The sequence below is a fragment of the Streptomyces griseomycini genome, from assembly GCF_014203535.1.
Lineage (GTDB): Bacteria > Actinomycetota > Actinomycetes > Streptomycetales > Streptomycetaceae > Streptomyces > Streptomyces griseomycini.
In genome coordinates this window covers 81,211-93,892 of sequence record NZ_JACHJI010000001.1, presented here as the reverse complement: position 1 = coordinate 93,892, position 12,682 = coordinate 81,211, and the positions used below count along the sequence as shown (strand labels likewise).

Genomic DNA, 12,682 nt, shown 5'->3' with positions numbered 1-12,682 from the left:
GGACGTTCATGAAACCGGCCGGGCGACCGCTCACCGGTCGCGCAGGAAACCCGCCTCGTAGGCCGCGATGACGGCCTGGGTGCGGTCCCGGGCGCCGGTCTTCGCCAGCACCGACGCCACGTGCGTCTTCACCGTGGCGGGTCCGACCTCCATCCGCCGCGCGATCTCCGCGTTGGTCAGTCCGGCCGCCATGTGCCGCAGCACCTCGCTCTCCCGCCCGGTGAGCCGCGCCACCCACTGCGGCGGGGCGGGGCACGCGCGCGCGTGCTCGGCGGCGAGGGTGCGGACCGCCGCCGGGAACAGCAGGGTGTCGCTGCGCGCCACCAGCCGCACCGCGCCCACGAGCGCGTCGGCGTCCGCCCGCTTGAGCAGGAACCCGGCGGCTCCGACGCGCAGCGCGTCGTACACGTAGGAGTCGTTCTCGAAGGTGGTGACGACGACGATCCGGGGCGGCGCGTCGAGCCCGGCGAGGATCTGCTCGGTGGCGCGGATGCCGTCGATCTCGGGCATCCGGACGTCCATCAGCACCACGTCGGGCCGGCACTCCCGCACGACGGACACCGCCTCCGCACCGGTGGCCGCCTCACCGACCACCTCCAGGTCCGGCTCGGCGGCCAGGATCGCCCGCAGCGCGGTGCGCACCATGCGCTCGTCGTCGGCGAGGACGACACGGATCGGGGAGGGGCGGGTCATGGGAGTCCTTTCGGTCGGGGCGCCGTCCGCACCGGCAGCCGTACGTGCAGCCGCCAGGTCCCCTCCACCGGGCCGGCCCGGGCCGTGCCGCCCAGCAGCCGGGCGCGGTCCTCGACGCCGCGCAGGCCGTGGCCGCCGCCGGGGCGGGGCGCCGGGCGGGGGCCGGGAACGACGGCCAGGGGGTTGGCGACGGTGATCTCCAGATGGCCGTCCCGCACCTCGACGCGCAGGGCGACGGCGACCCCCTCGCCGGCGTGCTTGAGGACGTTGCTCAGCCCTTCCTGCACGATCCGGTAGGCCTCGCGGGACAGCACCGGCGGCAGGGACCCGGGCGCCGCCTCGACGGTGGCCGACACCCTCAGCCCGCTCGCCCGGGTGCGGCGCAGCAGACCGTCGAGGTCGGCGGCGAGCGTGGGCGCCGGGGCCGTGCCGGGAGCGTCGCCGTCCCGCAGCACACCGAGCACCGCGTCCAGCTCGCCCACCGTGCGCCGGGTGGTCTCCTCGATCGCGGCGAGCGCCTCACGGACGAACTCCGGATCGCTGTCGAGGACCCGGCGGGCCGCGCTCGCCTGCAGGGTCACCGCGCTCAGCGCGTGCCCGACGGAGTCGTGCAGCTCGCGCGCCAGCCGGTTGCGCACGGCGAGGTCGGCGGCGCGCGCCTCGGCGGCGGCGAGCCGGTCCTCGGGGGTGGGACCGAGCAGCGCGGGCGCCCAGCGGGCCAGCAGCGCACCGGCCCCGGCCGCGCAGCCGGCCAGCGCGAGGAGCGAGGCCACGCCCGCGACCGGCGCGAGCGCCAGTGCCCAGGGGTGTTCGAACACCTCGGGCAGCCCGAGCCGGGAGTCCCGCAGCCCCGCGACGAGCGGCAGCACGATCAGCACGGCGGCGAACGGCGGCAGCGCCAGCGACATCCCGGCGACGATCCCGCCGATCCCCAGGTGCAGCGTGAACCAGGCCGCCGTCCGGCTCCTGGCCGCCCGGCCCCGGGCGGGCCCCTCGGCGAGCCGGTCCGGGTCCACCCCGCACAGCCAGCGTACGGCGGCGGTCTCCAGCGGCCGGGTCAGCGGGAACAGGGAGGTGAGGGCGGCGAGCGGCAGGCCGACGCCGAAGGAGGCGAGCTGGAGGACGATCGACGTGAAGACGACGGTGCCGCCGGCCGCCGGCCCGACGACGACCGCGCCGACGAAGACGTACGGCATGGCGAGCGCGCCGCCCAGGATCAGGTGGATCCAGCGCAGGCGGGCCCGCCGGCCGAACAGCAGCCGCGCGAACGCCCTCACGTCACCGGAGACTTCACTGCCCCGGCGGACCGCGCCCCGAGGACGGACCGCGCCACGAGGAAACGGGCGCCGACGGTGGCGACGAGGAGGCCGACGATCATCTGGCCAGCGTAGGCCAGGAGCATCAGTCCCGTCGGGCGGTCGGCGGGATCTCCCGGGGACAGCAGCGCGGCCGCCGCCATCCAGCCGCCCCAGCAGGCCACGGCACCGGAGCCGACCCCGGCGAGGACGAGCGGCACCCGCACCGGCAGTGCCGGAGTCCGCCGGAAGGCCAGCAGGAGGCCGCCGCCGACCGCGGCCAGGAGGAAGACGACGTACAGGGACTCCAGGACGTGGAAGTCGCTGCCCCGGCCCGCGACGACGCCCGCGCTCAGCCCGGCCGTGCCGCCGCAGGCCCAGAGGGCCCGGAGCGCCAGCGGGAACAGCGCGAGCACGGCGGCCGCCACCGCGACGACCCGCTGTGCCGTCCCCGTCGTCCCGGCGGACAGGTCCCACATCCGGCCGCGCCACAGACGGCCCCAGCGGTCCCGGGCGTACAGCACGAACAGCGAGCCCAGCGCGAGGCCCTGGACGATGAACCCGGTGTAGACGACGGCGAACACCCACGCGTGCAGGAAGGGTTCGTCCGCGCCGGTCGCCGTGCCCGCGGGGCTCTGGCCCCCGAACGCCCGCACCAGCAGCTGGAGCGGGTAGCCGGCCATGATCGGCGCCAGCAGTCCGGTCGCGACCCACATCGGCGCCGCGAGCAGCCACGCGGGCACCCCGCGGCCCCACGGCCGGGTCAGCAGCAGCGCGAGCACGATCACGGCGCCGTCCATCAGGATCGTGAGGACGTTCGCCACGGCCGTCTCGGTGGGGTGGTCCAGCAGCACGCTGCCCGCCGGGACGCCGACGTGGCTGCCGGCCACCCAGGCGGTCTTGAGGGCGAGGTACGGCAGGCAGGCCCCGACGGCGACGGCGCGCAGCAGCCTGCGGGAGCGGGGGAGCGGGGCACCGCCGGCGGCGACGGCGGGGGCGAGTGACTGCGACATGCCCTCAGACTCCCGCGCGGCCGCCCGCGGACACCTCCTGCACGGCGACGATCCGCCTCCGCCGCGCGGGGGAGAGCCGGATCTCAGGCGTCCAGCGTCAGCACGAGCTCGTCGATCTCCGCGTCCCGCGCGGGCGCGTACGCCGTGGCCCGCGCGCGGACCTCGAAGCCGCACCGCTCCAGCACGCGCAGCGACCCCGCGTTGTCCGCGGCCACGCGCGCGTACAGCGGGCGTTCGGTCACCTCGGCCAGCAGTCCGCGCAGCGCGGCCGTGGCGACGCCCCGGCCCCAGTACGCCCGGTCGACCCAGTACGTCACCTCGCGCTCGCCCGCCTCCCCGTACACCGCCGCGTGGCCGAGCACGTCACCATCGCCCAGCACGGTGCGCACGACGACGTCCGGTGAGCTGCGGATGCGGGTCCAGTGGGCGTCGAAGGCGCTCCGGTCGGCCGGGTCCCGGGGCGTGAAGGCCGCCATGCGCAGGGCGTCCGGGTCGTTCGACTGCCGGTAGAAGACCGGCAGGTCGCTGTCGTGCACCGCGCGCAGGGTGATGTCCATCGCGTTCGTCGCCTTCCTCGCTCAGAGCCTCAGAGCCTCCGGGTCGCCAGGGTCAGCCGGTCACGCGCGTCGAACAGGGCGTCCTTGACCATCTGCTCGTGCGCGGGCGTGAGCCGGGCCACCGGCACCGAGCAGCTGATCGCGTCCCGCGCGGGGGTGCGGTAGGGGATCGCCACGCCGAAGCAGCGCAGCCCGAGCGTGTTCTCCTCGCGGTCCACGGCGAAGCCCTGCTCCCGCACCTGGTGCAGCTCCTCGATGAGCCTCTCCCGGTCGGTGATGGTGTTCTCGGTCAGGGCGGGCAGCGTCTCGGGGAGCATCTTGCGCACCTGCTCGTCCGTGTGGGTGCTCAGCAGCGCCTTGCCCAGCGAGGTCGAGTGGGCGGGCAGCCGGCGGCCGACCCGGGTGAAGGGGCGCAGGTAGTGCTGCGACTGGCGGGTGGCCAGGTAGACGACGTTGGTGCCGTCGAGCCGGGCGAGGTGGATGGTCTCCGTCGTGTCGTCCGAGAGCCGGTCCAGGGTCGGGCGGGCCGCCGCGACCACCTCGTCGCCGTCGATGTAGGAGGTGCCGACCAGCAGCGCCCGCACACCGATGCCGTAGCGCGTGCCCGTCGCGTCCGTCTCCACCCAGCCGAGGTCCACGAGGGTGCGCAGCAGCATGTAGAGGCTGGACTTGGGGTAGCCGACGGCCTCCTGGACCGCGGCGAGGGAGTGCATGCCGGGGCGTCCGGCGAAGTACTCGAGGAGTTCGACGGTCCGTACCGCGGACTTGACCTGCGCACCGCCGCCCGTCTCGCCAGCCGACATCGCCCTTGACCCCCTCGTTCGCCGGGAAATAGTCTCCCCAGCATATTCATCACCAGAGACAGCGTTCAGTATATCGAACAGTCCTGGTGGATGGCGTACATCCTGCGGCATGGCATGCGGCAATCAAGTGGAGGGACCCGCGGTGGCAGCAGCACCAGTCTGGAGTGTCGACCCCCGAACCGGGAAGCAGCGTGAACAGGTTGCGGTGGAGGCCACGGCCCAGGAGGTGGACGCCGCCGTCCGGGCCGCGCACGACGCGCGGGACGCGCTGGCCGACCGCACCGTCCGCGCCGCCTTCCTGCGCACGGCCGCCGACGAACTCGAGGCGGCCAAGGACGTGCTCGTCGAGACCGCCGACGCGGAGACCGCGCTCGGCCCGGTCCGGCTGACCGGCGAACTCGCCCGCACCTGCTACCAGCTGCGGGCCTTCGCCGGCATCGTCGAGGAGGGCGCCTTCCTCGACGTCGTCATCGACCACCCCGACGACACCGCGACCCCGCCCGTCCCGGACCTGCGCCGGTACAAGGTCCCGCTGGGCGTCGTGGCCGTCTACTCGGCCTCCAACTTCCCCTTCGCCTTCTCCGTCCCCGGCGGCGACACCGCGAGCGCGCTCGCGGCCGGCTGCCCGGTCGTCGTCAAGGCCCACCCCGACCACCCGGGCCTGTCCGAGCTGGTCGCCAAGGTGCTGCGCCGGGCCGCCGCCCGGCACGGCGTCCCCGAGGGAGTGCTCGGCCTGGTGCACGGCTTCGAGGCCGGCGTCGAGCTCGTCAAGCACCCGCTGGTCTCGGCGGCCGGCTTCACCGGTTCGGTGCGCGGCGGCCGCGCCCTCTTCGACGCGGCCGCGGCCCGCCCGGTCCCGATCCCGTTCCACGGCGAGCTGGGCTCCCTGAACCCGGTCCTGGTCACCGAGGCCGCGGCGGCCGAGCGCGCCGAGGAGATCGGCGCGGGCCTGGCGGGCTCGATGACACTGGGCGTCGGCCAGTTCTGCGTGAAGCCGGGCCTGGTCCTGGCGCCGGCCGGGGCGGCCGGCGACCGGTTGGTGAAGTCGCTGACGGACGCCGTCAGCGACACCGACGCGGGCGTCCTGCTCGACCACCGCATGCGGGACAACTTCGTCGCCGGGGTCGCCGAGCGCGCCCAGCTGCCCGACGTGGAGTCCCCGGTGACGCCGGGCGCGGCCGGCGAGCACGCGGTCGGCGCGGGCTTCCTCGCCGTCCCGGCGAGCCGGCTGGCTCAGGAGGGCGAGCACGACCTGCTCCTCGAGGAGTGCTTCGGCCCGGTCACCGTGGTGGCCCGCTACGAGGACGAGGCCGAGGCGCGGGCCGTGCTGTCGCGGCTGCCGGGCAACCTCACCGCGACCGTCCAGCTGTCCGCCGAAGAGGCGGCGGGCGCGGGCCGCGGCGCGGAGCTCGTGCGGGAGCTGACGCCCCTGGCCGGCCGCGTGCTCGTGAACGGCTGGCCGACCGGCGTCGCCGTGGCTCCCGCCCAGCACCACGGCGGGCCCTACCCGGCGACGACCTCCACGTCCACCTCCGTGGGCGGCACGGCCATCGAGCGGTGGCTGCGGCCCGTCGTGTACCAGAACACGCCTCAGGCGCTGCTCCCGGAGGAGCTGCGGGACGACAACCCGCTCGGGCTGCCGCGTCGTTTCAACGGCCGCCTGGAGCGCTGACCGGACGGCGTCCCGGGGCCCGTCCGGCACGATCCGCCGGGCGGGCCCCGGCCCCTTCCGGACCGACGCACCGGACCTGGGACACTCGTCGGATGGACGTGGAACTCCCCGAACTCCCCTTCGCCCTCCGCACATACGGTCCCGACGGCCACTGGTCGTACGAGGACGGCGCGCTGACCGGCTGGGCGGGCGCCCGCCAGGACCGCTTCGTGCCGCCCACCGGCGAGGCGCTGGACCCCGCCGCCGACGCCCCCCGGCTGCTGGGCGCGCCCGAGGGCGACTTCCAGCTGATCGCCCGCGTCACGGTCGGCTTCGCCGCCGCCTTCGACGCCGGGGTGCTCTACGTCCACGTCGGCGAGCGGGCCTGGGCCAAGCTCTGCCTGGAGTACTCCCCGGACGTGCCCACCGTCTGCACGGTGGTCACCCGGGGCCACTCCGACGACGCCAACTCCTTCACCGTCGACGGCAGTTCCGTCTGGCTCCGGGTGAGCCGCACCGGCCGCGCCTTCGCCTTCCACGCCTCCCGCGACGGCGAGCGCTGGACCTTCGTGCGCCTCTTCACCCTCGGCGACGAGGAGGAGTCGGGAGCCGCCCTGGTCGGTTTCATGACCCAGTCGCCGGTGGGCGAGGGCTGCGTGGTGACGTACGACCGCATCGAGTTCCGGCCGAACTGGCCGCGCGACCTCAGGAGCGGCGACTGAGCGGGCCGGGAACCGCCGGCCGGGCGGTGACGTCCTCCGTTGCGTGATCAGAGCGCACCGGACCGTCGACTCCCTGCTGATCAGGACCGCCCTGGCCGTCGAGGCCCCGGACATCGCCGCGCTGCACCGGCGCGCCCGGTCCACGTACTGCCCGGACGGCCTCCCCGACGACGGCACCGACTGGCGGGCGCGGTGGCGGGAGGCCGTCGAGCGGCCCGACGGCCACGTGCTGTGCGCGGTGCGGGACGCCCGCCTGGTGGGCGTCGCCTCCTTCCGCACCCCGCAGGGCGGCCCCGCCGAGACCGTCGAGCTGTTCCAGTTCCACGTCGACCCCGGCCACTGGCGCTCGGGTGTCGGCACCGCCCTGCACGCCGCCTGCGTGGAGCAGTGGCGGGCGGACGGCGGACGGGAGGCGGTCCTCGAGGTACACCCCGGCAACCGTCGCGCGCAGGCGTTCTACGCCCGCCGGGGCTGGACCCCGGACCCGCGGCGTCCGCCCGCCGAGGACGACCACCACCTCCACCTGCGGTTCACCGTGCCCGGTGAGTGAGAGGGGAATGGAAGAGGCTGCTTGAACGTTCACGCAGTCGGCGGAGGGAGCCTCCGCACCCGCACGACCTGGAGAGAGTGCCGACACGATGCGCGTCGAGATCTGGTCCGACATCGCCTGCCCCTGGTGCTACGTCGGAAAGGCCCGCTTCGAGAAGGCGCTGGCCGCCTTCCCGCACCGCGACGAGGTCGAGGTGGTGCACCGCTCCTTCGAACTGGACCCGGGCCGCGCCAAGGACGACATCCAGCCCGTGATCACGATGCTCACCCGGAAGTACGGCATGAGCGAGGCGCAGGCCGAGGCCGGTGAGGACAACCTGGGCGCCCAGGCCGCCGCCGAGGGCCTGCCCTACCGCACCCGGGGCCGGGACCACGGCAGCACCTTCGACATGCACCGCCTGCTGCACTTCGCCCGTGAGCGGGGCCGCCAGACGGAGCTGCTCGACCTGCTGTACCGGGCCAACTTCGCCGAGGAGCGGTCCGTCTACGACGACGACGAACGGCTCGTCGAGCTGGCCGCCGCCGCCGGCCTGGACGCGGACGCCGCCCGCCGGGTCCTCGCCGACCCGGAGGCGTACGCCGACGGGGTCCGCGCCGACGAGCGCGAGGCCGCACAGCTCGGCGCGACCGGGGTGCCGTTCTTCGTGCTGGACCGCGCGTACGGCGTCTCCGGCGCCCAGCCCGCCGAGGTCTTCGCCCGGGCGCTGGACCAGGCCTGGGGCGAGCGCCCGCGGCTGAAGCCGGTCGACGGCGGCTCCGGTGCGGCGGACGGTCAGGACACCCGGGACGGCGGGGACGCCGGGGAGGTCTGCGGTCCGGACGGGTGCGCGGTGCCGCAGCACTGAAACGCCCAGGTCGGACCGTACTCATAAGCGTTCCTTGGTGATATCGCGAAGAATCCCGCAGTGGACGGGGAGATCCCGAGGGCCCAGAGTGGTTCCATGGAGACCTTCGAGAGCCTCGTCCGTGCCGAGTTCACCCCGAAGAACACCTACCTGAACACCGCGAGCAACGCCCTCCTGCCGGCCCGTACCGTCGCCGCGCTCCGGGACGCCGTGCGGCTCCGTGCGGAGGGCCGCTCGGTGGACCCGCTGTTCGCCGACGTCGAGGCCTGCCGGGCCGCCTACGCCCGGCTGGTCGGCGTCCCCGTCGAGCGGGTCGCGACCGGGGCCACGGTCGCCCTGCACACCGCGCTGATCGCGGCGTCGCTGCAGCCGGGCGCCGAAGTCCTCACCGTGGAGGAGGACTTCACCTCCGTCCTCAACCCGTTCCACACGCGCGGCGACCTCAAGGTGCGGGCCGTGCCGCTGGAGCGGCTCGCCGACTCCGTCCGGCCGGGCACCGCGCTGGTCGCGGTCAGCGCGGCCCAGTCCGCCGACGGCCGGATCGCCGACCTGCCCGCGCTGCGCGAGGCGGCCCGGGCGCACGGGGCGCGCACCTACGTCGACTTCTCCCAGGCGGCCGGCTGGCTGCCGGTGGAGGCCGACGCGTTCGACTACTCCGTCTCCATCACCTACAAGTGGCTGCTCGGCCCGCACGGGGCGGCCTTCCTCGTCGTGCCCGAGGACTTCGGCGACCTGACGCCGGTGCAGGCGAGCTGGGTCGCGGGGGAGCACCCCTGGGACAGCTGCTACGGACCCGTCACCGAACTCGCCCACTCCGCCCGGCGGTTCGACTCCAGCCCGGCCCTGTTCACCTACGCGGGACTGCGCGCCTCCCTCGAACTCGTCGAGGAGATCGGCGTGGACGCCGTCCGCACCCACGACCTGGCCCTCGCCGACCGCTTCCGCGAGGGGCTCGCGGGCCTGGGCCGCACGCCCGTGCCCTCGCCCGGTTCACCGATCGTGTCCGTGCCCGGACTCGGCCGCCTCCAGCCGGAGCTGGCGGAGGCCGGCATCCAGGTGTCGAACCGCGCGGGCCACCTGAGGGCGTCCTTCCACCTGTACAACACGGTTGCCGATGTGGACCGCCTGCTGGACGCGCTGTCCGCCTGAGGTCCCGCACCGCGGCCGGGCGCACGGCAGCGGGCCGGTGCCTCCTCGTCCCACACGAGGAGGCACCGGCCCGCAGTCCTGTCGTGCGCCTACTTCACCGGGGTGAAGTCCCGGGCGCCGATGAACTCCGGCCGCCGCACCGGCGCCGCGAACGGCTCGACCGCCGTGTTCTCGACGCTGTTGAACACGATGAACACGTTGCTGCGCGGGAACGGAGTGATGTTGTCGCCGGAGCCGTGCATGCAGTTGCAGTCGAACCAGGTCGCCGAACCGGCCTTGCCGGTGAACAGCCTGATGCCGTGCTCGGAGGCCATCGACGTCAGCGCCTCGTCGGACGGCGTGCCCGCGTCCTGCATCTGCAGCGACTTCTTGTAGTTGTCCTTCGGCGTGGCCCCCGCACACCCGAGGAACGTCCTGTGCGACCCCGGCATGATCATGAGCCCGCCGTTGGTGTCGTAGTTCTCGGTCAGCGCGATCGAGACCGACACCGTGCGCATCCGGGGCAGACCGTCCTCGGCGTGCCACGTCTCGAAGTCCGAGTGCCAGTAGAAGCCGCTGGCCCCGAAGCCCGGCTTGACGTTGATCCGCGACTGGTGGACGTAGACGTCCGAACCGAGGATCTGCCGGGCCCGGCCGACGACGCGCTCGTCGCGCACCAGGCGCGCGAACACCTCGCTGATCCTGTGCACCTCGAAGACGGACCGGATCTCCTTGGACTTCGGCTCGACGATCGAGCGCTCGTCCGCGCGGATCTCCGGATCGGTGACGAGCCGGTTCAACTCGTCCCGGTAGACGGCGACCTCGTCCTCGGAGATCAGCTGGTCGACGGCGAGGAAGCCGTCGCGCTCGAAGGCTCCCAGGTCGGCCGGCGTGATCGGGCCGGGCGCGTCGGGGGCGCCCCAGACGACCGGGTCCTGTCGCGGGGTGAGCACCTCGGCGGTGCCACGCGTCGGGTAGAGGTCGGGGACCTGGGTGCCGGTGGCGGTGGTCGCGGTGGTCATGGGAACCTCACACCTCCTCGGTGAGCAGCGGGTAGACGCCGTTCTCGTCGTGGTCCTCCCGTCCGGTGACGGGCGGGTTGAAGACACAGATGCAGCGGAAGTCCTCCTTCACGCGCAGCGTGTGCCGCTCGTGACCGTCCAGGAGGTACATGGTTCCGGGCGTGATGGTGTACGTCCGCCCGGTCTCGCGGTCGGTCAGCTCGGCCTCGCCCTCGACGCAGACGACGGCCTCGATGTGGTTCGCGTACCACATCGACGTCTCCGTGCCCGCGTACAGGATCGTCTCGTGCAGGGAGAAGCCGACCTTCTCCTTGGCGAGGACGATGCGCTTGCTCTCCCAGGTGCCGGACGCGGACCTCACGTGCCGGTCGGTGCCTTCGATCTCCTTGAAGGAACGGACAATCACGGTGCTGCGATGCCTCCTAGATGGTGGTGTCTGCCAGGTGTCCGGGCGGTCGGCCCGGTGGTTCAGGCGGTCTCGCGGACGGCGCGGGCGAGTGTGGTCAGCCCCTCGTCCAGCTCGTCCGGGGTGACGGTCAGGGCCGGGAGCAGCTTGACGACCTCGCTCTCGGGGCCGGACGTCTCGATCAGCAGCCCGAGGTCGAAGGCGCGCCGGGCGACCCGCTCCGCGCGGCCCTTGTCGTGGAACTCCACGCCCCACACCAGCCCGCGGCCCCGGTACTCCTTCACGTCGGCGGGGTTCTCCTCGGCGACGGCGATCAGCGCCCGCTCGACCTGCTCGCCGCGCGCACGGGTCTGCTTCTCCATCGCGGAGCCGTCGGCCCAGTACGCCTCCAGGGCCGCGGTGGCCGTGACGAAGGCGGGGTTGTTGCCGCGGAAGGTGCCGTTGTGCTCGCCCGGTTCCCAGACGTCCAGCTCCGGCTTGAACAGGGTCAGCGCCATGGGCAGCCCGTAGCCGCTGATCGACTTGGACACGGTGACGATGTCGGGCGTGATGCCGGCCTCCTCGAAGGAGAAGAAGGCGCCGGTGCGGCCGCAGCCCATCTGGATGTCGTCGACGATCAGCAGCATGTCCTGGCGCTCGCACAGCTCGGCCAGGGCGCGCAGCCACTCGGGCCGGGCGACGTTGATGCCGCCCTCGCCCTGCACGGTCTCGACGATCACTGCGGCGGGCTTGTTGAGGCCGGACCCCTGGTCCTCCAGGAGCCGCTCGAACCACAGGAAGTCGGGGACCGTGCCGTCGAAGTAGTTGTCGAACGGCATCGGCGTGCCGTGCACCAGCGGGATGCCCGCCCCGGCCCGCTTGAAGGCGTTGCCGGTCACGGCGAGCGAGCCCAGCGACATGCCGTGGAAGGCGTTGGTGAACGACACGATCGCCTCGCGCCCCTTCACCTTCCGCGCCAGCTTCAGCGCGGACTCCACGGCGTTGGTGCCCGTCGGGCCCGGGAACATGACCTTGTACGGCAGGTCGCGCGGGCGCAGGATCCAGTTCTGGAAGGACTCCAGGAACGCGCGCTTGGCCGTCGTCGACATGTCGAGCCCGTGCGTGACGCCGTCCCGCTCCAGGTAGTCGATCAACGCCCGTTTCAGGACGGGGTTGTTGTGCCCGTAGTTGAGTGAACCGGCTCCGGCGAAGAAGTCGAGGTACTCGTGGCCGTCCTCGTCGTACATGCGGCTGCCGTGCGCACGGTCGAAGACGGTGGGCCAGCCGCGGCAGTAGCTGCGCACCTCGGACTCGAGGGTCTCGAAGACGCTCAGGTCGGGCTGGGTGATGGTCACGACGAATCGCTCCTCGGTGGCGTGTGAGGTCGGAGGGAGTCGGGGGATCGGGACGGGGGCCGTGCGGTCAGTGCGCGAGGGGACCGATGCGGTACAGGACCTCGGGGCCGTGCGGTCCGTCGGGGAACTGGCCGGCCGCGAACAGCACCTCGCGGTCCAGCAGGGCGCCGTGACGCTCGGCGAACGCGGTGAAGAGGCGCTCGGACGCGGTGTTGTCCGGTGTGACGGTGGTCTCCACGGTGTCCACCCCGTGCTCCGCGGCGGTCCGCGCGACCAGGCCGTCGAGCAGGGCGGCGGCGACGCCGCGCCCCCGGTGCGTCCCGTCCACCGCGACCTGCCAGACGAGCAGGGTGCGCGGGCTGTCCGGCCGCAGGTATCCGGTGACGAAGCCGATCGGCTCCCCGCGCTCGTCGCGGGCGACGGCCGAGGTGGCGGCGAAGTCACGGCACCACAGCAGATAGCTGTACGACGAGTTCAGGTCGAGGACCTTCGAGTCCCTGGCTATCCGCCACAGCACGGCTCCGTCCGCCACGGTGGGGCGGTCGATTTGCAGGTCTGCTTGTGCGGCAGTCATGCGAATTGAACTTACCCAGGGAAATTCAAAATTGCATCGTCTGACGGGGTTACGCGCGGGCTTGATCTGTGTTATCGCGCGGGCGTACGG

The 12,682-nt window shown here is 73.5% G+C and carries 14 protein-coding genes; 5 read left to right on the top strand and 9 right to left on the bottom strand.

Going from position 1 to position 12,682, the window contains the following annotated elements:
- Nucleotides 1–30: 30 nt before the first annotated feature.
- From FHS37_RS00445 to FHS37_RS00425, 5 genes are all read right to left on the bottom strand, one after another.
- Nucleotides 31–693 carry a response regulator transcription factor gene (locus FHS37_RS00445; protein ID WP_184816954.1) on the bottom strand — a complete coding sequence of 221 codons (663 nt, stop codon included), beginning with the start codon at nt 691–693 and terminating at the stop codon, nt 31–33.
- A complete protein-coding gene (locus FHS37_RS00440) occupies nt 690–1,970 on the bottom strand; it encodes a sensor histidine kinase (RefSeq protein ID WP_184816953.1) in 1,281 nt (426 codons plus the stop codon). The genes FHS37_RS00445 and FHS37_RS00440 overlap by 4 nt, the downstream gene beginning before the upstream one ends.
- Nucleotides 1,967–3,001 carry a hypothetical protein gene (locus FHS37_RS00435; RefSeq protein ID WP_184816952.1) on the bottom strand — a complete coding sequence of 345 codons (1,035 nt, stop codon included), beginning with the start codon at nt 2,999–3,001 and terminating at the stop codon, nt 1,967–1,969. The genes FHS37_RS00440 and FHS37_RS00435 overlap by 4 nt, the downstream gene beginning before the upstream one ends.
- An 83-nt stretch (nt 3,002–3,084) precedes the next feature.
- A complete protein-coding gene (locus tag FHS37_RS00430) occupies nt 3,085–3,558 on the bottom strand; it encodes a GNAT family N-acetyltransferase (protein ID WP_184816951.1) in 474 nt (157 codons plus the stop codon).
- A gap of 29 nt (nt 3,559–3,587) precedes the next feature.
- Entirely contained in the window at nt 3,588–4,361 is a 774-nt protein-coding gene (locus tag FHS37_RS00425) for an IclR family transcriptional regulator (protein WP_184816950.1), read from the bottom strand.
- Nucleotides 4,362–4,503: 142 nt separating this feature from the next.
- Between FHS37_RS00425 and FHS37_RS00420 the strand changes: the two genes are divergently transcribed.
- From FHS37_RS00420 to FHS37_RS00400, 5 genes are all read left to right on the top strand, one after another.
- Entirely contained in the window at nt 4,504–6,033 is a 1,530-nt protein-coding gene (locus FHS37_RS00420) for an aldehyde dehydrogenase (NADP(+)) (protein ID WP_184816949.1), read from the top strand.
- A gap of 92 nt (nt 6,034–6,125) precedes the next feature.
- Nucleotides 6,126–6,734, top strand: a complete 609-nt coding sequence (locus FHS37_RS00415; RefSeq protein WP_184816948.1) for a DUF1349 domain-containing protein — start codon at nt 6,126–6,128, stop codon at nt 6,732–6,734.
- Nucleotides 6,735–6,777: 43 nt separating this feature from the next.
- A complete protein-coding gene (locus FHS37_RS00410) occupies nt 6,778–7,284 on the top strand; it encodes a GNAT family N-acetyltransferase (protein ID WP_229890069.1) in 507 nt (168 codons plus the stop codon).
- A gap of 88 nt (nt 7,285–7,372) precedes the next feature.
- The gene (locus tag FHS37_RS00405) at nt 7,373–8,128 is read left to right on the top strand and encodes a DsbA family oxidoreductase (protein ID WP_184816947.1); all 756 of its coding nucleotides are present in this window, start codon (nt 7,373–7,375) and stop codon (nt 8,126–8,128) included.
- Between the two features lie 96 nt (nt 8,129–8,224).
- The gene (locus tag FHS37_RS00400; protein WP_184816946.1) at nt 8,225–9,277 is read left to right on the top strand and encodes an aminotransferase class V-fold PLP-dependent enzyme; all 1,053 of its coding nucleotides are present in this window, start codon (nt 8,225–8,227) and stop codon (nt 9,275–9,277) included.
- Between the two features lie 89 nt (nt 9,278–9,366).
- Here the strand turns inward: FHS37_RS00400 and thpD are convergent, their stop codons facing one another.
- The 4 genes from thpD to ectA form a co-directional block, all read right to left on the bottom strand.
- Nucleotides 9,367–10,278, bottom strand: a complete 912-nt coding sequence (gene thpD, locus FHS37_RS00395; protein WP_184816945.1) for an ectoine hydroxylase — start codon at nt 10,276–10,278, stop codon at nt 9,367–9,369.
- Between the two features lie 7 nt (nt 10,279–10,285).
- The gene (locus FHS37_RS00390) at nt 10,286–10,684 is read right to left on the bottom strand and encodes an ectoine synthase (protein WP_184816944.1); all 399 of its coding nucleotides are present in this window, start codon (nt 10,682–10,684) and stop codon (nt 10,286–10,288) included.
- A gap of 62 nt (nt 10,685–10,746) precedes the next feature.
- Entirely contained in the window at nt 10,747–12,018 is a 1,272-nt protein-coding gene (ectB, locus tag FHS37_RS00385) for a diaminobutyrate--2-oxoglutarate transaminase (RefSeq protein ID WP_184816943.1), read from the bottom strand.
- A gap of 67 nt (nt 12,019–12,085) precedes the next feature.
- Nucleotides 12,086–12,592, bottom strand: coding sequence for a diaminobutyrate acetyltransferase (gene ectA / locus FHS37_RS00380; RefSeq protein ID WP_184816942.1), 507 nt, complete (start codon nt 12,590–12,592; stop codon nt 12,086–12,088).
- Between the last annotated feature and the right edge of the window lie 90 nt (nt 12,593–12,682).